The 25,626-nt window shown below is 70.1% G+C and carries 22 protein-coding genes; 17 read left to right on the forward strand and 5 right to left on the reverse strand.

From position 1 onward, the window contains the following. Nucleotides 1-81 precede the first annotated feature (81 nt). From AC2EWF_RS10105 to lpxK, 9 genes are all read left to right on the forward strand, one after another. On the forward strand, nucleotides 82-324 hold the full coding sequence (locus AC2EWF_RS10105) for an FAD assembly factor SdhE (protein ID WP_483639248.1): 243 nt from the start codon (nucleotides 82-84) through the stop codon (nucleotides 322-324). Next, complete coding sequence (locus tag AC2EWF_RS10110; RefSeq protein ID WP_483639249.1) at nucleotides 296-733, forward strand: protein YgfX; 438 nt, start codon at nucleotides 296-298, stop codon at nucleotides 731-733. Before AC2EWF_RS10105 ends, AC2EWF_RS10110 begins: the two co-directional genes overlap by 29 nt. Nucleotides 734-1,105: 372 nt before the next feature. After that, entirely contained in the window at nucleotides 1,106-2,347 is a 1,242-nt protein-coding gene (locus tag AC2EWF_RS10115) for a lipoprotein-releasing ABC transporter permease subunit (RefSeq protein WP_483639250.1), read from the forward strand. Continuing rightward, complete coding sequence (lolD, locus tag AC2EWF_RS10120) at nucleotides 2,340-3,071, forward strand: lipoprotein-releasing ABC transporter ATP-binding protein LolD (protein ID WP_483639251.1); 732 nt, start codon at nucleotides 2,340-2,342, stop codon at nucleotides 3,069-3,071. Before AC2EWF_RS10115 ends, lolD begins: the two co-directional genes overlap by 8 nt. A gap of 105 nt (nucleotides 3,072-3,176) precedes the next feature. Next, complete coding sequence (locus tag AC2EWF_RS10125; RefSeq protein WP_483639252.1) at nucleotides 3,177-5,495, forward strand: DNA internalization-related competence protein ComEC/Rec2; 2,319 nt, start codon at nucleotides 3,177-3,179, stop codon at nucleotides 5,493-5,495. Between the two features lie 115 nt (nucleotides 5,496-5,610). Next, the gene (locus AC2EWF_RS10130; protein WP_483639799.1) at nucleotides 5,611-6,255 is read left to right on the forward strand and encodes a MotA/TolQ/ExbB proton channel family protein; all 645 of its coding nucleotides are present in this window, start codon (nucleotides 5,611-5,613) and stop codon (nucleotides 6,253-6,255) included. A gap of 4 nt (nucleotides 6,256-6,259) precedes the next feature. Continuing rightward, nucleotides 6,260-6,691, forward strand: coding sequence for an ExbD/TolR family protein (locus tag AC2EWF_RS10135; RefSeq protein WP_483639253.1), 432 nt, complete (start codon nucleotides 6,260-6,262; stop codon nucleotides 6,689-6,691). Beyond that, a complete protein-coding gene (msbA, locus tag AC2EWF_RS10140) occupies nucleotides 6,688-8,466 on the forward strand; it encodes a lipid A export permease/ATP-binding protein MsbA (protein ID WP_483639254.1) in 1,779 nt (592 codons plus the stop codon). Before AC2EWF_RS10135 ends, msbA begins: the two co-directional genes overlap by 4 nt. Before the next feature lie 7 nt (nucleotides 8,467-8,473). Continuing rightward, on the forward strand, nucleotides 8,474-9,451 hold the full coding sequence (gene lpxK / locus AC2EWF_RS10145) for a tetraacyldisaccharide 4'-kinase (RefSeq protein ID WP_483639255.1): 978 nt from the start codon (nucleotides 8,474-8,476) through the stop codon (nucleotides 9,449-9,451). Between the two features lie 69 nt (nucleotides 9,452-9,520). Here lpxK and hutI read toward each other — a convergent pair whose 3' ends face one another. From hutI to AC2EWF_RS10160, 3 genes are all read right to left on the reverse strand, one after another. Next, complete coding sequence (gene hutI, locus AC2EWF_RS10150; RefSeq protein ID WP_483639256.1) at nucleotides 9,521-10,738, reverse strand: imidazolonepropionase; 1,218 nt, start codon at nucleotides 10,736-10,738, stop codon at nucleotides 9,521-9,523. Continuing rightward, nucleotides 10,735-12,129, reverse strand: a complete 1,395-nt coding sequence (locus AC2EWF_RS10155; RefSeq protein ID WP_483639800.1) for a chloride channel protein — start codon at nucleotides 12,127-12,129, stop codon at nucleotides 10,735-10,737. Before AC2EWF_RS10155 ends, hutI begins: the two co-directional genes overlap by 4 nt. A 105-nt stretch (nucleotides 12,130-12,234) precedes the next feature. Continuing rightward, nucleotides 12,235-13,806, reverse strand: coding sequence for a GNAT family N-acetyltransferase (locus tag AC2EWF_RS10160; protein ID WP_483639257.1), 1,572 nt, complete (start codon nucleotides 13,804-13,806; stop codon nucleotides 12,235-12,237). A gap of 193 nt (nucleotides 13,807-13,999) precedes the next feature. Between AC2EWF_RS10160 and hutG the strand changes: the two genes are divergently transcribed. Both hutG and AC2EWF_RS10170 read left to right on the forward strand, forming a co-directional pair. Further along, nucleotides 14,000-14,938 (forward strand): formimidoylglutamase, encoded by a 939-nt coding sequence (gene hutG, locus AC2EWF_RS10165; protein WP_483639258.1) that lies wholly within the window; start codon nucleotides 14,000-14,002, stop codon nucleotides 14,936-14,938. A 126-nt stretch (nucleotides 14,939-15,064) separates the two neighbouring features. Beyond that, nucleotides 15,065-15,229 (forward strand): hypothetical protein, encoded by a 165-nt coding sequence (locus AC2EWF_RS10170; protein ID WP_483639259.1) that lies wholly within the window; start codon nucleotides 15,065-15,067, stop codon nucleotides 15,227-15,229. Here AC2EWF_RS10170 and AC2EWF_RS10175 read toward each other — a convergent pair. Then, the gene (locus AC2EWF_RS10175) at nucleotides 15,220-16,176 is read right to left on the reverse strand and encodes a LysR family transcriptional regulator (RefSeq protein WP_483639260.1); all 957 of its coding nucleotides are present in this window, start codon (nucleotides 16,174-16,176) and stop codon (nucleotides 15,220-15,222) included. The genes AC2EWF_RS10170 and AC2EWF_RS10175 overlap by 10 nt on opposite strands. A gap of 116 nt (nucleotides 16,177-16,292) precedes the next feature. Here AC2EWF_RS10175 and AC2EWF_RS10180 point away from each other — a divergent pair, with 116 nt between their 5' ends. After that, on the forward strand, nucleotides 16,293-17,438 hold the full coding sequence (locus AC2EWF_RS10180; RefSeq protein ID WP_483639261.1) for an aldo/keto reductase: 1,146 nt from the start codon (nucleotides 16,293-16,295) through the stop codon (nucleotides 17,436-17,438). Between the two features lie 20 nt (nucleotides 17,439-17,458). Continuing rightward, nucleotides 17,459-18,307 (forward strand): alpha/beta fold hydrolase, encoded by an 849-nt coding sequence (locus AC2EWF_RS10185; RefSeq protein ID WP_483639262.1) that lies wholly within the window; start codon nucleotides 17,459-17,461, stop codon nucleotides 18,305-18,307. 144 nt (nucleotides 18,308-18,451) lie between these two features. On the opposite strand, the gene AC2EWF_RS10190 is transcribed toward AC2EWF_RS10185, so the two are convergent. Next, nucleotides 18,452-18,949: a Spy/CpxP family protein refolding chaperone gene (locus tag AC2EWF_RS10190; RefSeq protein ID WP_483639263.1), complete on the reverse strand. Its 498-nt coding sequence runs from the start codon at nucleotides 18,947-18,949 to the stop codon at nucleotides 18,452-18,454. Nucleotides 18,950-19,083: 134 nt separating this feature from the next. On the opposite strand from AC2EWF_RS10190, the gene AC2EWF_RS10195 reads away from it, so the two are divergent. The 4 genes from AC2EWF_RS10195 (at nucleotide 19,084) to AC2EWF_RS10210 (ending at nucleotide 25,554) form a co-directional block, all read left to right on the forward strand. After that, nucleotides 19,084-19,773 carry a response regulator gene (locus AC2EWF_RS10195; RefSeq protein WP_483639264.1) on the forward strand — a complete coding sequence of 230 codons (690 nt, stop codon included), beginning with the start codon at nucleotides 19,084-19,086 and terminating at the stop codon, nucleotides 19,771-19,773. Continuing rightward, nucleotides 19,770-21,137, forward strand: coding sequence for a sensor histidine kinase (locus AC2EWF_RS10200; RefSeq protein WP_483639265.1), 1,368 nt, complete (start codon nucleotides 19,770-19,772; stop codon nucleotides 21,135-21,137). Before AC2EWF_RS10195 ends, AC2EWF_RS10200 begins: the two co-directional genes overlap by 4 nt. A 191-nt stretch (nucleotides 21,138-21,328) precedes the next feature. Further along, nucleotides 21,329-24,421, forward strand: coding sequence for a glycoside hydrolase domain-containing protein (locus AC2EWF_RS10205; protein ID WP_483639266.1), 3,093 nt, complete (start codon nucleotides 21,329-21,331; stop codon nucleotides 24,419-24,421). 152 nt (nucleotides 24,422-24,573) lie between these two features. Next, nucleotides 24,574-25,554, forward strand: coding sequence for a hypothetical protein (locus AC2EWF_RS10210; RefSeq protein WP_483639267.1), 981 nt, complete (start codon nucleotides 24,574-24,576; stop codon nucleotides 25,552-25,554). Nucleotides 25,555-25,626: the final 72 nt, after the last annotated feature.

A 25,626-nucleotide genomic window follows, 5' to 3' on the forward strand; every position in this document is an offset into this window, starting at 1 on the left:
CGCGAGCCAGTGGCTCGCAAGCAGCATGGCTTCGCCCCCGGTGGGGAGAGGAGACGAACGCGGCGCTGCGCGCCAGCTGCCATGGATAAGAGCGGGCGCCTGCGCTGGCGCACACGCCGCGGCACCCGCGAGCTCGACGCGCTGCTCGGGGGCTGGCTGGACGAAGCCTTCCCGCATGCCGGCGAGGCCCAAAGGCAGGCCTTCGACGAACTGCTGGACGTGCAGGATCCCGACCTGTGGGACTGGGTGATGGGCCATGCCCGGGCGCCGCGGCCGGACTGGCAGGCGATCATCGATGACATCCGCGCCCGCCATCGGCTTTGAGTACCGCCCCTCGCGCTGGCTGCCGCGCCTGCTGTCGGTGGTGACGGTGCTGGCCATGCTGGCGGTGCTGCTGTGCGGCCTGCCGTGGTCGCTGAAGGTGGTGCTGGCCGCCGCCATCGCGTTGGCCGCGTATCGCGCTTTGCGGCGCTGGTCGGCCACGCCGGTGCGGGCGGCGGGCTGGAGCGGCGAGGGCGGCTGGAGCCTGCATCTTGTCGACCACAGTGACGCACCCGCCACCCTGGTGTCGTTCCGCGTGCTGGGTGCGTGCATCCTGCTGCGGTTGTGGGCGGCTTCGCTGGGCGAGCAGGTGCTGCTGCTGGCACCGGACAACAGCGATGCGGACATCCGCCGCCGCTTGCGCATGCGGCTGGCCACGATGCAGCCGGGCGAAGCCGTGCCGCGCATCTGAACCCACGCCTCCGCCGGCACTTTGCGGTCCCTGCGCTGTCCGAGCGAATGCCGGATAATGCCGGGTCTTCCGGGCAAGCCGCCCATCAAGAGTCTGCTTATGTTCCCCAAGTACCCCGCGTTGTCATCGAGTGGCCGTCAGGCGGCAGTGCGTGGCGCAGTGCCTGACTGGTCGTCAGGTCAAGCCGCGCGCTGCCGCCTGACGGCCACCCGATGACAACCTGCAGGGCCGGGGCTGTTTGCCCGCATCCCTGCGTCATCACTCAGTCGTGGACCGACGTCCACTCCCTCGTTCTTCCTTGGCCTGCGCGCAAACAGATCCCGGCGCGGAGTGCTTGGGGAACATAAGCAGACTCTTACACTGCGACCGCCCATGTTCCGACCGCTCGAGCTTTTCATCGGCCTGCGCTACACCCGCGCCAAGCGGCGCAACCAGTTCATCTCCTTCATCTCGGCCGTCTCCATCGTCTGCATCTCGATCAGCGTGATCGCGCTGATCACGGTGATGTCGGTGATGAACGGCTTCGACTACCAGATGAAGACGCGCATCCTCGGCGCGATCTCGCACGCCACCATCTCCGGCGTCGGCCAGAGCATCGAGGACTGGCCGCGCGCGCTGCAGATCGCCCAGGCGAACCCGCACGTGAAGGGTGCCGCGCCCTACGTGGAAATCCAGGCGCTGCTGCAGGGCCGCGCGCCGGCCGCGGCGATGGTGCGCGGCATCGATCCCGCGCTGGAGCCCAAGGTGGTCGACATCGGCCGGCACATGGTGCACGGCAAGCTCGACGCGCTCACGCCGGGCAGCTGGAACATCGTGCTGGGCCAGGATCTCGCCACCCAGCTCGGCGTGGGCGTGGGCGACCAGGTGGTGCTGGCGGTGCCGGAATTCCGCGCCACGCCGTTCGGCGGCGTGCCGCGCATGCGCGGCTTCCACGTGGTCGGCACCTTCGCGATGGGCATGGAGCAGTTCGACTCCGGCCTTGCCCTGGTCAACATCCGGGACGCCGAGAAACTCAACAGCCTCAGCGGCCCCAGCGGCATCCGCCTGAAGCTGGACGACCTGTTCAACGCGCGCCCGGTGGCGCACGAACTGGCCGACCGGCTGGGCCAGATCTACCAGGTGCAGACCTGGGAGCAGACCAATGCGAACCTGTTCTCCGCGATCTCAATGGAAAAGAAGGTGATGGGCGTCATCCTGTCGCTGATCATCCTGGTGGCGGTGATCAACCTGGTCTCGATGCTGATGATGCTGGTCACCGACAAGCAGGCCGACATCGCGATCCTGCGCACGCTGGGCGCCACGCCAAAGAGCGTGATGGGCATGTTCATGGTGCAGGGCCTGCTGGTGGGTTTGGTCGGCATCGGCTTCGGCGTCAGCCTGGGCTCGCTGCTGTCCTGGAAGCTGCCGGGCATCGTGAAGGTGATCGAGCACGTCTTCCACGTGCAGTTCCTGTCTCCGGACGTGTACTACATCAGCGAGGTGCCCAGCCGGCTCGAATGGCACGACGTGGGCTGGGTGGCCCTGGTCACCTTCGCATTCTCGCTGCTGGCCACCCTGTATCCCGCGTGGCGCGCCTCGCGCACGCAGCCGGCGCAGGCGCTGCGCTATGAGTGAGACCACCCGGAAAGAGAGCGCCCCGATGGCCTCGAACGATTGCGTGCTGCGCGCCCATCGCGTGGCCAAGACCTACACCGAGAGCGGCCTCAACACCCCGGTGCTCAGCGACGTCAGCTTCGAGCTGAGGCGCGGCGAGACGATGGCCATCGTCGGTGCCTCCGGCACCGGCAAGAGCACCTTGCTCCATATCCTGGGCGGGCTGGATACGCTTTCCGCGGGCGAGGTGGAGGTGGACGGCCGCCAGTTGTCCAAACTCTCCGACGCCGAGCGTGGCCGCGTGCGCAATCGTTCGCTGGGGTTCGTCTACCAGTTCCATCATCTGCTGCCGGAGTTCACCGCGCTGGAGAACGTGTGCATGCCGCTGCTGATCCGCGGCGTCGCGATCGCCGAGGCGCAGAAGCAGGCCCGTGCCCTGCTCGAACGGGTGGGGCTGGGCGCGCGGACCCACCACAAGCCGGCCGAACTTTCCGGCGGCGAGCGCCAGCGCTGCGCAGTGGCGCGCGCGCTGGTCACCAAGCCCGCCTGCGTGCTGGGCGACGAGCCCACCGGCAACCTCGACGAGGGCAACGCGGCCCAGGTCTACGAGCTGATGATCGAGCTCAATCGCGAGGTGGGTACCAGCTTCGTCCTGGTCACCCATGACCATCGCCTTGCGGGGCGGATGGATCGCACCCTGGTGCTGCACGGGGGGGTATTGCGCGAAGCCGTCCGGTCCGTTTAGCGGGCCGGGCGGCTTCGCGCGCCCAAGCGACCGGCGCCTACACGTTTTTCGTCCTGGCCCGCTCCGGCGACGCGCTAGCCTCGACCCTCGACGGGGGCCACGGGCATGGCGCAGGCAAACCGCAAACCATTCGCTGCGACGTCGGCTGCGCCTGCGCTGCTCGTCGGCGTGCTCGCGGTGCAGTGGTTGCCGGCCCTGCCGCCACGCTGGTGCACGGCCTCGCTGCTGTGGGTCGTCGCCGTGGCGTTCTGGTGCTGGCCGCGCTGGCGCTTGCCGTCGTGCGGCTGCGTCGGTGCGCTGTGGGCGATGTGTGCCGGTGCCGGCGCGATGGATGCGCGCCTGCCGCGCGCGCTGGAAGGGCGCGACTTCGCGGTGACCGGCCGCGTGGCCGAATTGCCGCTGCTGCGCGACGACGCCACCCGCTTCGTCTTCGTTGCCGAACACGCCGAGCTGGATGGCGGACCCGTACCGCTGCGCGGCCGGATGATGGTGTCATGGTACGACGGGGCGCCGCCGCTGCAGCCCTGCGGGCGCTGGCGCCTGCTGCTGCGGCTGAAGCGCCCGCGCGGCCTGCTCAATCCGGGCGCCGCGGACGGCGAGCGCACGGCCTTGCAGCGCCGCATCGTGGCCACCGGCTATGTGCGAGAGGATCCCGGCAATGCCCTGCTTGCCGAGGGGCGGTGCGTGGACGGCGTGCGCGATGCGATCGCCCGGGGCATCGCCGCACGGGTGTCCGACCCGCACGACGCGGTGCTGCTGCAGGCATTCTCGGTGGGCGACACGCGGGGCCTCGGCCAGCACGACTGGGAGGTGGCACGGGCCAACGGCATCCCGCACCTGATCGCGATCTCCGGTTTCCACGTGGGCGTGGCGGCGGTGTTCGGCGCGTGGCTGGCAGCGGCCCTGTACCTGTTGTGGCCGGGGCTGGCCCTGCGCCTGCCGCGGGTGCAGGCGCAGGCGGCCGGCGCCCTGCTGGCGGCGGGCCTCTACAGCGCCCTGGCCGGCCTCGGCCTGCCCACCGTGCGCACCTTGCTGATGATCGCGGTGGTGGCGCTGGCGCGCTGCAGCCGCCGCGGCGGCAGCGGCGCGCAATCGCTGGCGCTGGCGATGATCGCGATCCTCGTCTTCGATCCGCTGGCGGTGCTGGCGGCGGGCTTCTGGCTGTCGTTCACCGGCGTGGCGCTGCTGATGCTGTGCCTGCAGTCGCGCGGCCGTGGCCTGCGCGCCTTCCTGCATGAACTCACCTCGGGGCAGATCCTGATGACGGTGTCGCTGCTGCCGCTGACGTTGTGGTTCTTCGGCGAAGCCTCGCTGGTGGGCGCGCTGTCCAACCTGGTGGCGGTGCCGTTCGTGAGCTTCGTGATCGTGCCATGCGCGTTGCTGGGCATGCTGTGCCTGGGGCTCTGTCCGCCGCTGGCCACGCCGGTGCTGTGGCTGGCGGCGCAGCTGGCGCATGCGCAGTGGTGGCTGCTGGAAACGATGGCGACCTGGCCCGGCGCACACTGGTATCTGCCGCCGTCGGCGCCGTGGACGCTGCTGCTGGCCATGCTGGGCGCGCTGTGGCTGTTCCTGCCGCGTGGCATGCCGTTGCGTGCGCTGGGCCTGCTGCTGTTCCTGCCGCTGCTGTGGCCGCCCCTGCCGAAGCCGGCGGCGGGGGCGTTCGAAGCCTGGGTGCTGGACGTGGGGCAGGGCCTGTCGGTGCTGCTGCGTACCCGCGGCCACGTGCTGCTGTACGACGCCGGAGCGCGCTACCCGTCCGGCTTCGACCTCGGCGAGGCGGCGGTGCTGCCGGCGATCCATGCCCTGGGCGTCGCGCGGCTGGACATGCTGATGGTGAGTCATGCTGATAACGACCATGCCGGCGGCGCGCCGGCCGTGGCCGCCGCTTTTCCGGCGGCGCGCCGCTACGCAGGCGAGCCGGAGCGCATGCGCGTGCCGATGGCAGCCTGCGCCAGCGGCCAGGCATGGGACTGGGACGGCGTGCACTTCCGGGTGCTGGGCCCGGCGCCGGGCGTGGCGGGCAAGGGCAACGACCGCTCCTGCGTGCTGCTGGTGGAGGGCGGGGGTGGCCGCCTGCTGCTCACCGGCGACATCACGGCGAAGGTCGAGCCGCAGGTGGCGGCGGCGCTGGGCGATGGGCCGGCGCCGGTGCTGCTGGTGCCGCACCATGGCAGCAAGACCTCGTCGAGCGGGGATTTCATCGACGCGGTGGCGCCGCCGCTCGCCGTCGTCTCGGCCGGCTGGCGCAATCGTTTCGGGCACCCGAAGCCCGAGGTGATGGCGCGCTATGCCGAAAGGGGAGTGGCGGTGCTGAATACGGCCGACAGCGGCGCGGTCGGCCTCGCTTTCCCCGCCGGCACGCCGGCACGCGTCAGCGGGCGCTGGCGACTGCGCGATCCACGCTACTGGCGCGAGATGCCGTGACTCGCCGGTCATGTTCTTGGACTGCCACGGCCGCCACGGAACCGGCTGGAACGGCTGCTATGATGCGGCCTCTCTGTTTTGAACGCCCGGTGGGACGAACGTGCTCGATATCCTGATGGCTGGCGGTTGGGCGATGCTGCCCATCCTGGTGTGCTCGCTGGTGGCGCTGGCGATCGTGCTGGAGCGTTGCTGGACGCTGCGGCGCAAGGCCGTGCTGCCGCCGGGACTGGGCGAGGAGGTGCGTCAGTGGGCACGCGCCGGCCAGCTCGATCCGAAGCACCTGGAAGCGCTGTCGAACGGCTCGCCGCTGGGTGAGCTGCTGGCCGCCGCGCTGGCGGTGCGCGGCCAGTCGCGCGAGCTGATCAAGGAACGCATCGAGGATACCGGCCGCCATATCGTGCACGAGATGGAGCGCTACCTCAGCACGCTGGGCACGATCGCGCTGATCGGCCCGCTGCTGGGCCTGTTCGGCACCGTGATCGGCCTGATCCGGATGTTCATGCAGGTGATGGCCGGCGGCATCGGCGATCCGGCGAAGATGGCCGGCGGCATCGGCGAGGCGCTGATCTGTACTGCCTCCGGCCTCACCGTGGCGATTCCCGCCTACGTGCTGCACCGGTACTTCCGTTCGCGCGTGGCCGGCTATTGCGTGCAGATGGAGAAGCAGGCCACCGCGCTGTTGGACGAGCTCACCCTCCATCCGCCGGCCTCGGCGCGGCCGCGCCGCGCGCCCGCGACCGTCGCGCCGGGCGCGGGCTGAGCGCATGCGCATCGGCAACGACCGTCGCGGGGACGAGTTCGAGATCAACGTGGTGCCGTTGATCGACGTGCTGCTCACCTTGCTGATGTTCTTCGTGCTCACAAGCACCTTCATCCAGCACTCGCGCATGCAGGTCACCCTGCCCAACGCCAGCGTGCAGGACCGCGACATGAACGCCCCCGCGCTCACCATCACGGTCGACCGCGACGGCAGCTACTGGGTCGGCAGCGACGCGGTGCCGGGCCGCAGCGTCGATGCGCTGAAGCAGGCGATCGCGGCCAACGCGAACGGCGACCACGACCGCCCAGTGACGATCCGCGCCGACGCGCTGTCCTCGCACCAGAGCGTGGTGACCGCGATGGACGCGCTGGGCCAGCTCGGCTTCACGCGCCTGTCGATCGCCACCACGCCCGACAAGCCGGGCGGGGTGCAATGAGCGGAGGCAAGACGGCGATCTGGGACGCGCAGACCTGGCGTGTCTACAAGCGGCTGCTCGGGTACACCAGGCGCTACTGGGCGGTTGGCGTGGTTGCGGTGGTCGGCATGATCCTCGACGGCGGCGGCCTGGCGACGTTTACCAAGTTGCTGAAGCCGATGATCGACAACCTTTTCGTGCAGAAGGATCCGTACCTGATCTTCTGGATGCCGATCTGGATCGTCGGCATTTTCTTCGTTCGCTCCTGCGGCACCTTCACCAGCAGCTACGGCGTCTCCTACATCGGCCGGCACGTGGTGCAGTCGATCCAGCGGGATGTGTTCGCGGCCTACACGAGGCTGCCGTCGACGTTCTTCGGCAGCGAACCGTCGGGCCAGCAGATATCCCGCATCACCTACACCAGCGAACAGGTGGCCGCGGCTGCCAGCGACGCGGCCAAGGTCGGCGTCACCGACGGGCTCACCGTTATCTTCATGTTCTACGTGATGCTGAGCACCAGTGCCTATCTCACGTTGTCGCTGCTGATACTGGTGCCGGCGATCGCCGTGGTGGCCACGGTGGTCAGCCGCCGCTACCGGCAGATCAGCCGACGCATCCAGGGCACCATGGGTTCGGTCGCCGGAACCGTGGAGGAATCCGTGGGCGCGAATCGCGAGGTGCGCATCTACGGGGGCCAGGCGCACGAAGTCGACCGCTTCGACGAAGTGACCCGGTATACCCGTCGGCTCAACCTGAAAATCTCCGCGACGAACGCTGCGTCCAGCTCCACCGTCCAGCTGGTGGCGGCTTTTGCGCTGGCCGCGCTGGTGTTCCTGGGCACGCGGCCGCAGGTATTGAATCAGATGTCGCCGGGCGTGTTCTTCGCCGTGCTCACCGCGATGGGCACGATGCTCCCTTCGCTGAAGCGCCTGACCAACGTGCAGTCGAACATCCAGCGCGGCATGTCCGCGGCAGAAGACCTGTTCCAGATCATCGACCTGCCGCCCGAGACCGACCACGGCACCCGCGTGCTGGAACGCACCCGCGGCGACCTGCGCTTCGAGAACGTGCAGCTCACCTATGTGCGCAACGGTTTCCCGGCGCTGCGTGGCGTGGACCTGCATTGCGCGCCGGGTACGGTCACCGCCCTGGTGGGACGCTCGGGCAGCGGCAAGAGCAGCCTGGTCAGCCTGTTGCCGCGCTTCAACGAACCCAGCGGCGGCCGCATCGTGCTGGACGGCGAGAACTACGAGGACTACACCCTGGCTTCGCTGCGCCGGCAGATCGCCTGGGTGGGCCAGAGCGTGGTGCTGTTCGACGACACCGTGGCGAACAACATCGCCTATGGCGAGCTGGCCGGCGCCAGCGAAGCGGAGATCGTGGCCGCGGCCGAGGCGGCCAACGCGATGGAATTCATCGGGCGCCTGCCCAAGGGCATCCACACCCACATCGGCGAGCACGGCAACAATTTGTCCGGCGGCCAGCGCCAGCGCATCGCGATCGCCCGCGCCATCCTCAAGAACGCGCCGATCCTGGTGCTGGACGAAGCCACCAGCGCGCTGGACACCGAATCGGAACGGCTGATCCAGCAGGCGCTGCAGCAGCTGATGCGCGACCGCACCACCCTGGTGATCGCCCACCGCCTCTCCACCATCGAGGGCGCCGACCAGATCGCGGTGATGGAGCAGGGCCGCATCGTGGAACGCGGCAGCCACGCCGAGCTGCTGGCACTGGCTGGCCACTACGCCGCACTGCACCGCATGCAGTTCCATGATGCGGGTCAGGGCGGCGACTGAGGCGCCCGTGGCGCTCGCCGACGAACTCAGCACGATCTGGTACGGCACCGGCCGCAGCCCGTGGTGGACGTGGCCGCTGGCCGGCCTGTACGGCGCGCTCGGCGCGCTGCGCCGCGTGCTCTACCGCGCCGGGTTGTTGCGCCGCGTGCGCCTGCCGGTGCCGGTGATCGTGATCGGCAACCTCACCGCGGGCGGCACCGGCAAGACGCCGTTGACCATCGCGTTGGGGGAAGCCTTGCGCGCGCGCGGCTTCCGCCCCGGCGTGGTCAGCCGCGGCCATGGCGGGCGCCAGCGAGGGCCGATGCTGCTGAAGGGGACGCCCGACCCCGCCATGGTGGGCGACGAACCCTGCCTGATCCACGCCAGCGGCGTGCCGGTGGCGGTGGGGCGCGACCGCCCCGCGGCGGCGCAACGGCTGGTGGCGGATGGCTGCGATCTGGTGATCGCCGACGATGGCCTGCAGCATTACCGCCTGGCCCGCGACGTGGAGATCTGCGTGATCGACGGTGGACGCCGCTTCGGCAACGGCCGCCTGCTGCCTGCGGGCCCCTTGCGCGAACCGCTGCGCCGGCTGTCGCGCGTGGATTTGCGCGTCTGCAACGGCGGCACGCCGCAGGCCGGCGAGTACCCCATGCGGCTCGCCGGGGGCGATGCGGCGACGCTCGATGGCGTGCGGCGGCAGCCGCTTGCGGATTTCACGGGCAGGCGCGTGCACGCCGTGGCCGGCATCGGCAACCCCGCGCGCTTCTTCGCCAGCTTGCGTGATGCAGGCATCGAAGTGGTCGGGCATGCGTTTCCCGACCATCACGCCTTCGTGGCGTCCGACCTCGCCTTCGGCGACGGGCTGCCGGTGCTGATGACCGACAAGGACGCGGTGAAGTGCTCCGGCTTCGCGCAGCCGCACTGGTGGCGGGTGCCGGTGCGTGCCGAATTGCCGATGGAATTCTTCGATGCGGTGCTGGCGCGACTCGGCACGCGTGCGTAGGAACGCACCCTGTGCGCGAATGCTCTTGCTTCGATTCGAGACCAGGGCATTCGCGCACAGGGTGCGCTCCTACACGGGCTTTCCGTTGACCCACGCCTGGCGCACCAGATTGCCGCCGATCCAGTAGCACAGCTCGGCCGGTTGCCTTGCGTGCCACGCCACGAGATCCGCGCGCTGGCCCGGGGCGAGCGTGCCGCGATCGGCAAGGCCAAGCGCGCGGCCCGCGTTGACGGTGACGCCGCGCAGCGCTTCCTCGGGCGTGAGGCGGAACAGCGTGCAGGCCATGTTCGCGGCCAGCCGCAGCGAGAGCAGCGGCGACGTGCCGGGGTTGCAGTCGGTGGCGATGGCGATCGGCACGCCGTGTCCGCGCAGCGCGGCGACCGGCGGCAGGCGGGTTTCGCGCAACGCGTAGAACGCGCCGGGCAGCAGCACGGCCACGGTGCCGGCCTTCGCCATCGCGGCGACGCCCGCATCGCCCAGGTGTTCCAGGTGGTCGGCGGAAAGGCCGCCGAAGCGTGCCACCAGCGCGGCACCGCCCTGGTCGGACAGCTGCTCGGCGTGCAGCTTCACCGGCAGGCCGAGCTGCCCGGCGCGCTCGAACAGGCGCCGCGTCTCCGCGGGCGTGAAGGCGATGCGCTCGCAGAACGCATCCACCGCGTCGACCAGACCTTCGGCCGCCAGCGCGGGCAGCATCTCGTCGCAGACCAGGGCCACGTAGTCGTCGCGGCGCTCGCTGTATTCGGGCGGCAAGGCGTGCAGGCCCAGGAAGCTGGTGCGCACGGTGATGCCGAGTTCGCGGCCGATGCGCCGCGCCACGCGCAGCATGCGGCGTTCGGCCTCCTGTTCCAGCCCGTAGCCCGACTTGACCTCCAGCGTGGTGACGCCGTCGGCGAGCAGGGCGCGGGCGCGCGGCAGCGACTGGGCGAACAGCGCGTCCTCGTCGGCCGCGCGGGTGGCGCGCACGCTGGACACGATGCCGCCGCCGGCACGGGCGATCTCCTCGTAGCCGGCGCCATTCAGGCGCATGTCGAACTCGTTGGCGCGGTCGCCGCCGAACACCAGGTGGGTATGGCAATCGACCAGGCCCGGCGTAACCAGCGCGCCGCCGAGGTCCTCGACGCACGCGGCCTGCGCGTCGGCGGGCAGCTCGCGCATCGGCCCGAGCCATGCGATGCGGCCATCGGCGCAGGCCAGCGCGGCATCCTCCACCAGGCCGAACGGCGCGTCACCAGCGAAGCACGCGAGGTTTGCGTGGGTGAGCAGCAGATCCCAGCGGGGGGCCGTCATGGGTCTTCGGTCGTCTCGTCGGACGCCGCCACGGGCTCGCCATAGGCGCCCTCGCCATAGGCGCTGGTGGCGCCGACGTGTTCGGGCTTCGGTTCATCCACCTCGCCGTCGGCCGGTGCCTGCCCCATGTGCTGTTGTTCGAAGTCGCGCACCATGCGCTCGGCGAAATCCTTGTACACCGGCGTGGGGCTGAAGATCGACGCTGCGGCGCGGGCGAGCAGGCAGGCGGCCATGATCGGTATCACCATGTCCTGGTTGTCGGTCAGTTCCATCGCGATCACCGCCGAAGTGAGCGGGGCGCCGGTGACGCCGGACAGGTAGGCGCTCATGCCCAGCAGTACCACCGCCGCCTCCGGCGCATGCGGCAGCAGATGGGCGATGTTGTGGCCCAGGCCCGCGCCCACCGCCAGTGCCGGCGAGAAGATGCCGCCAGGGATGCCGGCCCAGTACGAGACCACGTTGGCGAGCAGCTTGACGATGCCGAAGCCTTCGCCGGGCGTTACCGAGGCTTCCTGCACGAAGGCGCGCGCCTGGTCGTAGCCGGTGCCGTAGACGCTGTTGTGCGAGAGCACGCCGATGACCGCCAGCGCCAGCCCGCAGCCGGTGGCGAACAGCACCGGCCAACGCGCGCGCAACCGGCCGATCATGGCCAGGGGGCCGCTGCGGCTGAGCAGGACCAGCCGCGCGAACAGGCCGCCCAGCAGGCCGCAGACGACGCCGCACAGCAGCACCGCCAGCCAGGCGTGCCCCAGCAGCAGGTCGGCCTGCACCTCGCCGAAGTACGAGTAGTTGCCCATGATGCCCAGCGACACCACACCGCCCACGATCACCGCGGTCAGCAGCAGGCCGCTGAAGCGGTGCTCGAACGTGCCGGCCAGTTCCTCGATGGCGAACACCACGCCGGCCAGCGGCGTGTTGAAGGCCGCCGCGATGCCCGCCGCACCGCCCGCGAGGATGAAGCGCGACGCGGCCTTGGGGTCGGTGAAACCGAAGCGCCGGCCCAGCGAGTAGAACAGGCCCGCGCCCACGTGCACGGTTGGGCCCTCGCGGCCGATGGAGGCGCCCACCGCCAGCGCGATCAGGGTCAGCAGCATCTTGCAGGCCGCGATGGGCAGCGCCAGCATGCGTTGGCGGAATCCTTCGTCCTCGATGTGCATGGTGGCGATCACCTGGGGGATGCCGCTGCCGCGCGTGGCACGCAGCCGCCCCTCGGTGGCCCAGGCCAGCAGCCCGAACACCACCGGCGTGATCAACAGCGGTATCCACACGCCGTACACAAGGATCTGCTGGAACAGTGCATAGGCCCAATTGCTGGCCTTGGCGAACAGGATCGCCGCCAGCGCCACCAGGATCGCGCCGCTCCACAGCGCGATGCGCCGTTTCCACTGCATCGGGGCGAAGAACTCGTGGCCCAGCAGGGCCTGCAGACGAGGATTGGGCGATTTCGGCGCGGGCTCAGGCATCCAGCGATTATCGCAGAGCGCGGCGCATCGTCGTTAGCCCGCCTGCGGCTTGGGCAGCCAGCGCGTCTCGTACAGGTCGAAGCGGCGATCCTTGAGATTCTGCACCGCGCCGGCGTTGCGAGCACTGGCCAGGCTCTCCAGCCGCAGGTCGGCGAACAGCACGGTCTCGCTGTTCGGCGTGGAGTCGGCGGCGATGCCGTCGCGCGCGAACGGGAAGTCGCAGGGCGTGAGGATGCAGCTCTGGCCGTACTGGATGTCGAAATTGTTGACCCCGGGCAGGTTGCCCACGTTGCCGGAGAGCACCACGTAGCACTGGTTTTCCACCGCGCGTGCCTGCGCGCAGTAGCGCACGCGCAGGTAGCCTTCGCGCACGTCGGTGCAGAACGGCACGAACAGGATCAGCGCGCCCTGGTCCACCAGGTGCCGCGCCACCTCGGGGAACTCGCTGTCGTAGCAGATCATCACGCCGACCGGTCCGCAGTCGGTCAGCACCGTGGCGGCGCTCTCGCCGCCGGTGATCTTCCAGGTGATGCGCTCGCTGGGCGTGGGGTGCAGCTTTTCGCGCTCGTGGATCGAGCCGTCGCGCAGGCACACGTAGCAGACGTTGTGGATGTCGCCGTTGGCCTGCTCGGTGGGGTGGGTGCCGGCGACGATGTTGATGTTGTAGTGCACCGCCAGTCGGCCGAACAGCTCCTTCACCTGCGGCGTGTACTGGCTGAGCTTGCGGATCGTGTCGGTGGCCGGCAGCTCGGTGTTCTCGATCGAAAGCAGCTGCAGGGTGATCAACTCGGGGAACACCACGAAATCCGCGTTGTAGTCGGCGGCGATGTCGGTGAAGTACTCGACCTGGGTGGCGAATTCCTCGAACGAGGCGATGCGCCGCTGCAGGTATTGCACCGACGCCACCCGCACCATGTCGGGCAGCTGGCGCGGCGAGGGGATCGATGGGATGTCGGGCTGGTCGAGCAGCAGCGGATTGCGCCATACCAGGTGCACGGCCCAGCCCAGCGATTCGTGGTCCGAGGGCACGTAGTCGCGCAACAGGCCGATCACCTCGAAGCCGTTCGCGAGCTGGAAGCTCAGCGTGAGGTCGCGGCGCCGGCCTTCCAGCACCGTCTGCACGTAGGCCTCCGCACTGCCGTAGCGCTGCAGGTTGCGCGCCAGCCCCGGGATGCGCCCGCCGAACACGATGCCGCGCAGCTTGAGGTCCATGCACAACCGCTTGCGCGCCTGGTACAGGCGCTGGCCGATGCGCATGCGGCGGGAATCCGGATGCACCACCACCTCCATGCCGTACAGCCAGTCGCCGTCCGGCTTGTGGCGCGAGGCCATGCCGCCGCCGGTGATCTGCATCCAGCTGTGCGGCGCCAGCGCGGTGGCTTCGTCGGTGCGGAAAGTGGCACAGTAGCCCACCACCTTGCCCTCGTACTCCACCACGAACTGGCCTTGCGGAAAGTGTGTCTGCTGGGAGCGCAGCATCTCCGCCGAATGGCCCCATTCGGGCGTGTAGACGCGCGCGGTGAGCTCGACCAGCGCCGGCACGTCGGCGGGCGTGGCCAGGCGCAGGCGCAGCTTCGGGATGCGTTCACCGGTTTTCTTCGCCATGCCCCATGCTGCGGCGGTCAGGGTGAAGCGGATGCGAGCACGGCGCCAGCAGCCTGCTCGGTAACAATGCATGGCTCGCGCTGCCTTGCCGCGGCCACCATGCCGAGGCATGCAGCAAGCTCCTACAATGCGCGCATCTCGCAACGGAGCAGTCCATGAACCAGCTTGTTCGTCGCCAGCGCCGGGTGTCGCCATGAATGGCTGGAGCGGGCGCGTCGACTTGCCGGAAGGCCCCGCCACGCGGCGCTGGCACCAGTGGGTGCGCGAGCCCGTGGCCGGCGCCGCGCCCGGCGTGGCGGTGCTGGGCTTCGCCAGCGACGAGGGCGTGCGGCGCAACGGCGGCCGCACCGGTGCGGCGGAAGGCCCCGCCGCATTGCGCACGATGCTGTCCAACCTGCCGCTGCTGGACGACACGCCGCTGTACGACGCCGGCACGGTCGACGTGGTCGACGGCGACCTCGAGGGCGCGCAGCAGCGCTACGCCGAAACGCTGGCCGCGCTGCTCGACGCCGGCCACCTGCCGGTAGGCCTGGGCGGCGGCCATGAGATCGCGTTCGCCACCTATCAGGGCCTGGCGCGGCATCTCGGTGAGCGACACCCGCGCGTGGCCATCGTCAACATCGATGCGCACTTCGACCTGCGCCGGCAGGACCGGGGCAGCTCCGGCACGCCGTTCCTGCAGGCGATCGGGCACGCGGCCGCGCTGGGCCTGCCGCTGGATTACTGCGTCTACGGCATCAGCGCCTCGGCGAACACGCGCGTGCTGTTCGACACCGCCGACGAACTCGGCGTGCACTACGTGCACGACGACGAACTGGGGCTGCTCGATCTGCCCGCGCGCATCGCGGAGTTGCAGGCGAGGCTGGCGAACGTGGATGTGATCTACCAGACCATCTGCCTGGATGCGCTGCCGCATGCGATGGCTCCCGGCGTCAGCGCGCCCAGCGCGCGCGGCGTGCCGCTGGAAGTGGTCGAGCCACTGCTCGACGCGATCGCCGCTACCGGCAAGGTGAAGGTACTGGACGTGGCCGAGCTGTCGCCGCCGCATGACCGCGACAAAGTCACCGCACGCGTCGCCGCGCGGCTGATCCATCGCGTCACGCACGCCGTGAGGCGCGCCGCAAGAACCTGAGTCCGGTCCGCCCCGGCCGGGCAGATGAGGGCCGGCTGAACTGCGTGCGGGAAACGCCACGATGCCCGTCATCGTGGCGCGGGGCGAGGCGTTCTTCGCAGCACATCCCACCGCGAGGAGTGCGCCATGCGTCGTTTCCTGTCCACCTGCCTGATCGCTGCCGCGTTGATTGGCGGCAGTGCCGCGCTTACTGGCTGCGTGGTGGTGGCGCCGCGCCACGCCCGCGTGTGGGTGCCCGGTTACTGGGCACCTGGCCATGTCTGGGTCGAGGGACGCTGGCGCTATCGCTGAGCTTCGCGTCTCGTGCGGCCGGAGCCTTGTACCGCTTCGGCCGCGTGCCTGCGCTCCCGCAGGAAATCGATGAACACGCGCAGCTTCGGCGGCACCTGGAAGCGGCTGGGGTAATAGAGGTGGAAGCCGTCGAAGGGCGGCAGCCAGTCGTCGAGTACGCTTTCCAGCCGGCCGTCGGCCAGTGCGTCGCGCGCGAAGGGTTCCAGCACGCAGGCCAGCCCGGCGCCCTCGACCGCGGCGCGCACCGCCAGCGGCACGTGGTTCACGGTGAGCCGGCCATCCACCGGCAGCTCGAACCACTGGCCCCTGCGCGGGCCGCTGCGGTGCGCGAACTCCCAGCGGTACAGCGCGCGGCTGCTGAGCTGACGGAAATTGATGCAGTCGTGGGCCTCCAGTTCGCGCGGCTGCCTCGGCCGGCCATGGCTTGCGAAGTAGGCGGGCGAGCCCACCACCACCGAGCGCAGCGGACCGCTGACCGGCACGGCCACCATGTCGCGCTGCAGGCGTTCGCCGAGGCGGATGCCGGCGTCGAAACCCTCGGCGATCAGGTCGTTGAGGCCATTGTCCACGTGGATGTCCAGCTTCACGTCCGGCCAGCGCGCCATGAATTCGCCCAGCAGCGGGTCGAGCAGGGCGATCGCCACCACGTCCGGCACGGTGAGGCGCAGCAGGCCGGCGGGACGGTCGCCGTGCTGGCGCAGCGCGTCCATCGCCGCATCCAGCTCCTTCAGCGCCGGGGCGATCCGCTGCAGCAGTTCCTGGCCTGCTTCGGTGAGTCCCACGCGACGCGTGGTGCGATGGAGCAGGCGTATACCGAGCTGCCTTTCCAGCTGGCGCAAGGTCTGGCTCAGCGCCGAGGCGGTAACGTCCAGCGCCGCCGCGGCGCGGGTGAAGCTGCCGTGTTCGGCGATGGCGCGGAAGGCGCGCAAGGCGTAGTCGTCACGCATGAAGGACCTGGCTACTGATTAGTAAAACTTCATAAAGCATAAAGCGGATGGCGGTTTTTCGGTGCAATCGAGCGGCGCAGACTGGCGTCGTCCCATTCACCCACCGGAGATTCGCCATGTCGTTGGAGTACTTCACCCTCGGCCGTTCCGGCCTGCGTGTCAGCCGCCTCGCACTGGGCACCATGACCTTCGGCGAGAGCTGGGGCTGGGGTTCGGACGAGGCCACCGCACGCGCCATGTTCGACCGCTACCTGGCCGCCGGCGGCAACTTCATCGACACCGCCGACCTGTACACCGAGGGCCAGAGCGAAACCCTGCTGGGCCGCTTCGTCGCCGACAGCGGCAGCCGCGACCGCGTGGTGCTGACCACCAAGTTCAGCTACAACGCCGAGCCGGGCAACCCCAACGCCGGCGGCAACGGGCGCAAGAATATCCTGCGCGCGGTGGAGGGCTCGCTGCGCCGCCTGGGCACCGACTACATCGATCTGTACCTGCTGCACACCTGGGACCGCGTCACCCCCGCGGAGGAAGTGCTGCGCACGCTGGACGACCTGGTGCGCGCGGGCAAGATCCGCTACGCGGGCCTGTCCGACGTGCCGGCCTGGTACGCCGCGCAGATCCAGACCTTGGCGCTGGCGCATCACCTGCAGCCGCTGGTGAACCTGCAGCTGCAGTATTCGCTGGTGGAGCGCAACATCGAGCGCGAATACGCACCGCTCGCGCAGGAGCTCGGCTACGGCATCACCGCGTGGAGCCCGCTGGGCATGGGCCTGCTTTCGGGCAAGTACAAGCCCAGCGAATCGGGCCACGACGGCGCCGGCGACGGTCGCATCCAGGCGCTGAAGGGCAGCGGGCTGGCCTCGCTGCAGGACAAGTTCACTCCGCGCAACTGGGCCATCGTCCGCGCCGTGGAGCAGGTGGCGCGCGAGCACGGACTGTCGATGGCGCAGGTGGCCATCCAGTGGGCGGTGCGCCGTCCCGCGGTGGGTTCGGTGATACTCGGTGCGCGCACGATGGCGCAGTTCGAGGACAACCTCGCCGCGCTGGATCGCTCCTTGCCCGACGAAGCGCTGCGCCTGCTGGATGAGGTCTCGGCGCTGCCGCAGCAGTTCCCCTACAGCTTCTTCGAGCAGGCGCAGCAGGAGCGCCTCCACGGCGGCGCGGCGGTCGGCGACAAGCCGGACGGCTACCTTGCGCCGGTACGCGTGGCGGCTACCGAAACCAGCGCCACGCAGGTGCTGGTGGCACCGAGCCAGCGTTGACCGTGCGCGAGGAGACTTTCATGACGGTCACGACTTCATCGGTGCAGGTGGAAGGCGCCCGCCTGCATGTCCAAACAGCGGGCCAGGGCGAAGCGGTGACCCTGCTGCACGGTTTCCTCGTCGACAGCCGGCAGTGGGATCACGAGTTCGCCGCTCTGGCGCGCGACCGTCGCGTGCTGCGCTATGACGCCCGCGGCTTCGGCCAGTCGGATATCGTGCCTGGCCGCGCGTATGCGCACCACGAGGATCTCGCCGCGGTGCTCGATGCCTGCGGCATCGGGCGCACGGCCTTGCTGGCCTGCTCCGGCGGCGCGGCCACCGCACTGGACTTCGTGCTGGCGCACCCCGATCGCGTCAGCGCGCTGGTCTTCGTCGGCGCGGGCTACTGGGGCAGGTTCGCCGACCGCACGCCGGCGGCGCGCGCCTTTCTCCAGGCGTTGGGCACCTACGACGTGCCGGGCATGATCGACAGCTCGCTGCGGGCCTTCACCGACGGGCCGCGCCGCGCGGCGGCCGACGTCGATGCCGGCGTCCGCCGCCGGACCGAGGCGATGACCGCGCTGCAGTTCCGCCGCGAGCCCGGTTACTGGCGCCATGCCGCGCAGGACCAGCGTGTGCCGCAGCCCAGTGCGATGGATCGCCTGGGCGAGATTGCCGCACCAACGTTGTTGATGGTGGGCGGCGAGGACCAGCCTGAAGTGCAGGAGCTGTCCATCCAGCTCGCCGATGGCCTCCAGCGTGCGCAGCTGGTGGTGGTGCAGGGCGCCGGCCATCACGTGAACATGGAGGCGCCGGAAGCGGTGCTGGCCGAGATACGCCGCTGGCTGGCGCGCTGCGCGGGAGCGCGGCATGTGAGCGATGCGGCATGAACGTCGCAGCAGGCGGTCAGCTGCGCTGGCGGCACGCGCCGGACTCGAGACCCTGGGCCTGATCCGCGTTCCAAAGAGCCGCGCCGGCGTTGGCCGGCGCGGCTGCCTGCTGCACAGCGGGAGGAGGTGCCGTGCAGCCGGTTCTTACTGGCCGCCCTGTGACCCGCCGGTGGTCGGATGCTGCGCCTTGAACTGCTGCCACTGCTGCCTGCGGGCCTGCTGCTGTGCCTTGATCGAGGCCAGCTGTGACTGCTGCGCCGGGGTCAGCACGTTGTAGACCTGCGCGCGGATGTCAGCCATTTGCTGCACCCGAGCGGTGGTGGCGGCGCCCTCGGCCTGGGCCAGCGAAGCGGCGGCGGCCTGGTAGCCGGGGTCGGTGGGGTTCATCGCCTCGAACGCCTGCCGCTGCTGGCGCAGCGCCTGCCGCTGGCTGCGGTTCTGGTCGAAGCGGCTCTTCATGATCTGCTTGATGCTGGCCTTCTGGGCATCGCTGAGGTTGAGCTTGCCGAGCGCCATCATGGCGTGGCGGCCGCGGTGATGGCCCCAGTCGCCGCCCTGCGGGCCGGGCTGCGCCGCGATCGCGAAGCTGCCGATGGCCAGCGCCGAGCCCAGGGCCAGGCCGATGATCAGGTTCTTGCGCATGGTTGTCGCCTCTTGTCGTTGGGGAGTGGGTGGTGTGGCTATTGGACGACAGCCCCGTGTGTATGTTCTTTGCGGAAGCGTAAAGATGGGTAAAGCCGTTGCCGGCGGATGCCGCCGCGCCGCTAAATAGCGCCATGACCCGCATCCTGATCGCCGACGACGACCGCGCGCTGTGCGGCCTGCTGGCCGAGTACCTTCAACGCGAAGGTTTCGACGTGGATCTCGCCCACGACGGCGGGGCGGCGCTGGCGCGTCTGCACAACGCGGCGCAGCGGCCCGACCTGCTGATCCTCGACGTGATGATGCCGGGCCGCGATGGCCTGGAGACGCTGCGCGAGTTGCGCGTGAAATACCGCCTGCCGGTGATCATGCTGTCCGCGCGCGGGGAACCGGTGGACCGGGTGGTGGGGCTGGAGCTGGGCGCGGACGACTACCTCGCCAAGCCCTGCCTGCCGCGCGAGCTGCTGGCCCGCATCCGCGCGCAGTTGCGGCGCCACGCGCCGGCGATCGCCGCGGGCGACCTGCAGCTCGGCGCGCTGCGCCTGCTGCCCGGCGAGCGCCGCGCCCTGGTCGGTGAACGGGAACTGGCGCTCACCGGCGCCGAGTTCCAGCTGCTGCTGGCACTGGCGCAACATGCCGGCGAGCTGGTGGACAAGGCCACGCTCACCCGCCTCGCGCTGGGGCGCGAGCTGGAGCGCTATGACCGCAGCATCGACGTGCACGTGAGCCGGCTGCGCCACAAGCTGGCCGAGGCCTCGGCGCAGGCGCCGCGCATCGACGCGGTGCGCGGCGCCGGCTATGTGCTGGTGGCAGGCGCGCCATGAATCCCTTCAAGAGCTCGCTGTACTGGCGCCTGCTGCTGTGGTTCTGCGCGGTGAACCTGCTGGTGCTGGTTCTGGGCGGCTTCCTCACCCGGCGCTTCATCGAATACACCACCGAGGTGGAGATCGACTGGAGCGCGCTGGCACAGTCGGCCGACCAGGCCTGGCAGCAGGGCGGTGCGCCGGGCCTGGCAGCGTGGTCCGGGCGGCGGCGCCACGAGGGCATCGAAGCCACGCTGTTCCAGGACGGCCGGCCGCTGGCGCCGATCCGCCTGCCGTCGTCGGTCTGGCATGCGCTGCCGGGCATGCTGGCGGCCGACCGCATGCTGGTGCTGCGGCCGTGGCGGGGCCTGTACGCCTATGTGGCGGTGCAGCCGGTCGTCGGTGCCGACGGCCAGCTGCGCCAGCTGGTGGCGATGAGCCGCTCGCACACGCGGCTGCGTCCGCAGACGCGTGAACAGATCCTGTTCGGCGTGCAGCTCGCGCTGTCGCTGCTGTTCATCGGCCTGGTCGGCTGGTGGGTGGCGCGCAGCGTGGCGAGGCCGGTGCAGGCGCTGCGCGAGGCGGCGCGGCGCATGGCGGCCGGCGAATTGTCGGCGCGCGTGGGCCATCCCGGCGGCGCCACGCGCGACGAGCTGGCCCAGCTCGCCGGCGATTTCGACGCCATGGCCGAGCGCATCGAGGCGCTGGTGACGCACGACCGCCGCGTGCTGCAGGATCTCTCGCACGAGCTGCGCTCGCCGCTGGCGCGCCTGCAGCTGATCCTGGACCTGGCCCAGCGCAGCGATGACCCCGCCGCGGCGGAGCGCTATTTCCACCAGGCCGAGCAGGAGATCGAACGGCTCGACCGCATGACCGGCGACATGCTGGCGCTCTCGCGCATGGAGGGCGGACTGCCGGGCATGGAGCGCGAACGGCTGGATTTCGCCGAACTGGCCCGCGACGTCCTGCAACGGGCGACGCTGGAGGCGGACGCACGCCGCATCCGCCTGCACTGGTCCCCGGTCGACGCACCGGTCGAAGTGGTCGGCAGTCCCGTGCTGCTGGAACGCGCACTCGGCAACCTGGTGTCCAACGCGGTCAAGTACAGCCCCGAGGGCGGCAGCGTGGAGCTGGCGGTGCGTGCGGTCGCAGGGCAGGCCGAATGCATCGTGCGCGACCACGGCCCCGGCGTGCCCGAAGACGAGCTGGACTCGCTGTTCCGCCCGTTCTTCCGCGGCAGCAATGCCGTGCGTGCCGAGGGACACGGCCTGGGCCTGGCCATCGCGCAGCGGGTGGCCAGGGCGCACGGCGGCGAGATCCTCGCCCGCAACGGCGCGGGCGGCGGGCTGGAGGTGAGGCTGCAGTTGCCGCTGGCGACCGGCTGAGCGGCGGCAGGTGTGCTGGCGGTCTCGAGGAGCGCCGGGCTGTCGGCCCGGGCCGGCGGCGGCCGTGCGCGCCTTGCGCGGCGGCAGTGACGCGGGATGGCTTCAGATTATTTCGTATTAGATCGTTTACTTGCGAAAAAGAGAGTGGCGGGTTACATATCCGATCTCAACCATCTGCTACAGGGGCCGTCATGCGCCGTCCACGAACCCTTCGTCCGCGACCCCTTGGCCTGCTGGCCTGTGCGTTGCTGGCCGGCAGCATCACCGCCGCCATGGCGCAGCCGCAGACGCTGGCCGACGGCGTGCAACTGCGCTGGAACGCCGACCAGTACGGCAACCATCGCTACACCGTGGCCGTGGACCATCCTGCGGCGGCGGTGGTGGCGACGATCCCATGGCACCGGCGCGACCGCCATCCCGACCGCGTGGCCACTCTGGTCGTCGGCCCGGACGGAAAGGCGGTGGACAACGTGGTGCGCGAGCGGGTCGACCAGGCCGAAGGCGTGCTGGCGTTCGAGGCGAAGCAGGCCGGCACCTACGCGATCTACTACCAGCCCTACGTCAGCACGGGTTCGCGCAACTACCCCACGGTGACGTACCGCGCACCGACGGACAGCGCCGACGCCGCGTGGGTGAAGAAGAATCACCTCGACGATCCGGGCCACGCCGCGAAGCTGCCGCAGGCGCGCGTGGTCGGCTACCAGGCGGTGGACGATTTCGACGCCTACACCGACATGGAGCGCACCGCCACGCCGGCCGAAGTGCAGCAGCTGCTGGCGGCGAACCCTGGCCGGCCCTGGCTGCTGTTCCCGGAGACGCGCGAACACCCGATCCGCATGTTCACCCAGGTTCCCGGGCGCTGGGCCGGGCGTGGCGCAGGCGGCGATCTTGCCGACCGTGCGCTGCGCGGCGAATACCTGAGCTTCCAGGTCGGCCTGTGGACCGCGCGCGCCGCGGCGCAGGACGTGCACGTGGGCTTCGGCGACCTGCACGGTCCGGACGGCGCCACCATCCCGGCCGCGCGGCTCACCTGCTTCAACCTCGGCGGCATCGACTACGCCGGCAAACCGTTCGCCAACCGCCTCGACGTGGCGCAAGGGCGCGTGCAGCCGCTGTGGATGGGGCTGGACATTCCCGTCGACGCCAGGCCCGGCACCTACCGCGGCACGCTGACGGTCAGCGCGGATGGCGCGGCGCCGCAGCAGGTGCCGCTGGCGATCACCGTGGGCTCGGACAAGGCCGTGGCGCACGGCGACGACGATCCCTTCCAGCTCACCCGCCTGCGCTGGCTGAATTCCACGCTGGCGCAGGACGACAGCCTGGTGAAGCCGTTCACCGCGGTAACGGTGCATGGCAAGGAACTCGGCATCCTGGGCCGCACGGTGACGCTGGCGCCCAGCGGCCTGCCGGCGCAGATCGACAGCCGCTTCGACGAGCGCATGACCGGCTTCGCGAAGAAGCCGCGTGCGCTGCTCGCCGCGCCGATGCGCCTGCTGGTGCAGGACGCTGGCGGCGCGCATGCCTTGAGCTCGGCCGGCCCGCCCAAGGTCGTCGTCGACGGCCCCGGCAAGGTGCACTGGCAGGTGGCGGGGCAGGCCGGGCCGCTGCGCGGCGAGGTGACGGCGAGCCTGGAGATGGACGGCACGCTCAGCTACGCCATCGCGCTCACCGCCGCGCAGGCGGTGAAGCTGGACGACATCCGCCTGGAGATCCCGTTGAAGGGCGACGTGGCGCAGTACGAGCTGGGCCTGGGCCGCACTGGCTCGCCCGCGCCGGACAACTTCGCGTGGAAGTGGAACGTGGAGAACAACCAGGACGGCGCCTGGATCGGCGCCGTGAACGCGGGCCTGGAATTCCACCTGCGCGACGAGCACTACCGCCGCCCGCTCAACACCAACTTCTACCACCAGCAGCCGCTGTTGATGCCGGCCTCGTGGGACAACGCGGGGCAGGGCGGCATCGTGCTCAGGCGCGACGGCGCACGCTACCTGGTCAAGGCGTCCAGCGGCGCGCGCACGATGGCGCCCGGGCAGACGCTGCACTACAACCTCGTGCTGCGGGTGACGCCGTTCAAGACCATCAAGCCGGCGCAGCACTTCGCCGAGAGGTACTACCACGGCTATGCCGACCTCGACCAGGTCAAGGGCGAAGGCGCCAATGTGGTGAACATCCACCACGCCACGCCGATCAATCCGTGGATCAACTACCCGTTCCTCGCGCCGGCCAGGATGAAGGCGTTCGTCGATGCGGCGCACCAGCGCGGCATGGAAGTGAAGATCTACGACACCATCCGCGAGCTGTCCGACCGCGCGCCCGAGCTGCCGATGCTGGAAAGCCTCACCGGCTGCCGCATCGGCGACGGCGGCAAGGCCGCGTCCGGACCGTGCAGCGAGATCATCAGCGCCGGCAAGGGCGGCGGCTTTTCCTGGCTGCAGGAACACCTGGACGGGAACTACATCGCCGCCTGGCACGTGCCGGAGAACCGTGACGCGGCGGTGGTCGACGCCGGCCAGAGCCGCTGGCACAACTACTACATCGAGGGGCTGGACTGGCTGGCGCGCAACGTTGGCATCGACGGCCTGTACCTCGACGACGTGGCCTACGACCGCACCACCATGAAGCGCGTGCGCAAGGTGCTGGACGCGCACCGTCCGCATGCGCTGATCGACCTGCACTCGGCCAGCCAGTTCGATGCGCGCGACGGCTACATTAACAGCGCGCTGCTCTACATGGGCCTGTTCCCGTACATCGACCGCCTGTGGTTCGGCGAGGAGTTCGACTACGAGCACACCTCGCCGGCGTACTGGCTCACCGAGATCTCCGGCATCCCCTACGGCCTGATGGGCGAGATGCTGCAGAACGGCGGCAATCCCTGGCGCGGCATGGTGTTCGGCATGACCAACCGGCTGCCGTGGACCGGCGGCGATCCGCGCCACCTGTGGCAGCTGTGGGATGCGTTCGGCATCGAGAAGGCGGACATGATCGGCTGGTGGGTGCACGACACTCCGGTGAAGACCGGCAACCCGGACGTGCTCGCCACCAGCTACGTGCGCAAGGGCGACAAGACGCTGGTGTCCATCGCCTCGTGGGCGCCCGCCACCGCGAAGGTAAAGCTCACCATCGACTGGAAGGCACTCGGCCTGGATCCATCACGGGTTCGAATGGTGGCGCCTGCGGTGGAGGGCTTCCAGCCCGCCGCCACGTTCAGGCCGGGCGATGAAATCGCGGTGGAGCCCGGCAAGGGCTGGTTGCTGGAGCTGGAGGCGCCGCCGGGGCACGACTGACGGCCAGGGGTGACGTCCGGCACCTGCCGCGAGGTGGCCGGTGGAACTAGCGTGACGCCCACGCCGCACCGCGTCGGCATCGATGGATGCGGCATGGTGCGCGCAGGGATGTCCGTCCGCTTGTCCCCGACCTGCCGCAAGGGAGTTACGACGTGTCCGGTTCACGCTGCTGCAAGCTCTGCCTGGCCCTGGTGGCCGCCCTCGGCCTCGACACCGCCATCGCCGCCACCGCCGCACCGCCGGTGCTGGTCGCGCCGCAGGTCTTCGCGCCGGGCATCGTCTCCGGTCCCGCCAACGACGAGGCGCCCGCCTTCAGCCCCGACGGCAACACGCTGCTCTTTACCCGCAGCGGCGCCGGCGGCGGCATCATCCTGGAATCGCATCGGGTGGACGGCCATTGGTCCGCGCCGGTCATGGCTTCGTTTTCCGGCACGTGGCCGGATCTCGCGCCCGAGTTTTCGCCGGACGGCAAGTACGTGGTCTACGTGTCGATCCGCCGCACCGGCACCACGCCGGCACGCCAGCAGGTGGGCCTGTGGCGGGTGGACCGCGTGGGCGACCATGGGTGGAGCAAGCCTGTGCGGCTGCCCGCCGCGGTCAACATCAGCGACGCCGTGTGGAAGGCCAGCATGACGCGCGACGGCAGCATCTACTTCCTGTCGATCGACCCGGGCAAGGGCAAGCGGCTGTACGTGTCGCACTACGCGCACGGTGCCTACCAGCCGGCGCAGCCGCTGCCGTTCAGCCACTACGGCGACGACGACGTGGATCCGGAGATCGCGCCGGATGGTTCGTACATGGTGTTCGCCAGCGACCACCGCCTGCCGGGCGACAGCAAGGACCACCTGTTCATCGTGTTCCGCCAGGGCGACGGCTGGGGCGTGCCGCAGGCCATCCGCTACGCGGGTGACGACCGCCCGGGCTTCAGCACCGACTACCTGCCGCACCTCGGCCCGGACCAGCGCACGCTGTACTTCACCAGTGACCGGGCCATGCCGGTGGCGCACTATCCGCATACGGCGGCACAGGCAGGCGACTACCTGCGGCGCATCGAGCAATGGGACAACGGCAACCTCAACGCGTGGTCGATGTCGCTGGTGCCGCTGCTGGAAGCACAGCGGCACGCCGGCTGACGATGCAGCGCCGCGCCTTGTCGATCGTCCGGCGCGGACGCTCTATGCTCGCCGCATGACCTTCGGAAGCAT

The sequence above is a fragment of the Rhodanobacter sp. sgz306013 genome, assembly GCF_057031145.1.

What these genes read in the sequence shown, in the direction of transcription:
- AC2EWF_RS10105 (WP_483639248.1), top strand. Translation starts at nt 82, where the DNA reads ATGGATAAGAGCGGGCGCCTGCGCTGGCGCACACGCCGCGGCACCCGC.
- AC2EWF_RS10110 (WP_483639249.1), top strand. Translation starts at nt 296, where the DNA reads ATGACATCCGCGCCCGCCATCGGCTTTGAGTACCGCCCCTCGCGCTGG.
- AC2EWF_RS10115 (WP_483639250.1), top strand. Translation starts at nt 1,106, where the DNA reads ATGTTCCGACCGCTCGAGCTTTTCATCGGCCTGCGCTACACCCGCGCC.
- lolD (WP_483639251.1), top strand. Translation starts at nt 2,340, where the DNA reads ATGAGTGAGACCACCCGGAAAGAGAGCGCCCCGATGGCCTCGAACGAT.
- AC2EWF_RS10125 (WP_483639252.1), top strand. Translation starts at nt 3,177, where the DNA reads ATGGCGCAGGCAAACCGCAAACCATTCGCTGCGACGTCGGCTGCGCCT.
- AC2EWF_RS10130 (WP_483639799.1), top strand. Translation starts at nt 5,611, where the DNA reads ATGGCTGGCGGTTGGGCGATGCTGCCCATCCTGGTGTGCTCGCTGGTG.
- AC2EWF_RS10135 (WP_483639253.1), top strand. Translation starts at nt 6,260, where the DNA reads ATGCGCATCGGCAACGACCGTCGCGGGGACGAGTTCGAGATCAACGTG.
- msbA (WP_483639254.1), top strand. Translation starts at nt 6,688, where the DNA reads ATGAGCGGAGGCAAGACGGCGATCTGGGACGCGCAGACCTGGCGTGTC.
- hutI (WP_483639256.1), bottom strand. Translation starts at nt 10,738, where the DNA reads ATGACGGCCCCCCGCTGGGATCTGCTGCTCACCCACGCAAACCTCGCG.
- AC2EWF_RS10155 (WP_483639800.1), bottom strand. Translation starts at nt 12,129, where the DNA reads ATGCAGTGGAAACGGCGCATCGCGCTGTGGAGCGGCGCGATCCTGGTG.
- AC2EWF_RS10160 (WP_483639257.1), bottom strand. Translation starts at nt 13,806, where the DNA reads ATGGCGAAGAAAACCGGTGAACGCATCCCGAAGCTGCGCCTGCGCCTG.
- hutG (WP_483639258.1), top strand. Translation starts at nt 14,000, where the DNA reads ATGAATGGCTGGAGCGGGCGCGTCGACTTGCCGGAAGGCCCCGCCACG.
- AC2EWF_RS10170 (WP_483639259.1), top strand. Translation starts at nt 15,065, where the DNA reads ATGCGTCGTTTCCTGTCCACCTGCCTGATCGCTGCCGCGTTGATTGGC.
- AC2EWF_RS10175 (WP_483639260.1), bottom strand. Translation starts at nt 16,176, where the DNA reads ATGCGTGACGACTACGCCTTGCGCGCCTTCCGCGCCATCGCCGAACAC.
- AC2EWF_RS10180 (WP_483639261.1), top strand. Translation starts at nt 16,293, where the DNA reads ATGTCGTTGGAGTACTTCACCCTCGGCCGTTCCGGCCTGCGTGTCAGC.
- AC2EWF_RS10185 (WP_483639262.1), top strand. Translation starts at nt 17,459, where the DNA reads ATGACGGTCACGACTTCATCGGTGCAGGTGGAAGGCGCCCGCCTGCAT.
- AC2EWF_RS10190 (WP_483639263.1), bottom strand. Translation starts at nt 18,949, where the DNA reads ATGCGCAAGAACCTGATCATCGGCCTGGCCCTGGGCTCGGCGCTGGCC.
- AC2EWF_RS10195 (WP_483639264.1), top strand. Translation starts at nt 19,084, where the DNA reads ATGACCCGCATCCTGATCGCCGACGACGACCGCGCGCTGTGCGGCCTG.
- AC2EWF_RS10200 (WP_483639265.1), top strand. Translation starts at nt 19,770, where the DNA reads ATGAATCCCTTCAAGAGCTCGCTGTACTGGCGCCTGCTGCTGTGGTTC.
- AC2EWF_RS10205 (WP_483639266.1), top strand. Translation starts at nt 21,329, where the DNA reads ATGCGCCGTCCACGAACCCTTCGTCCGCGACCCCTTGGCCTGCTGGCC.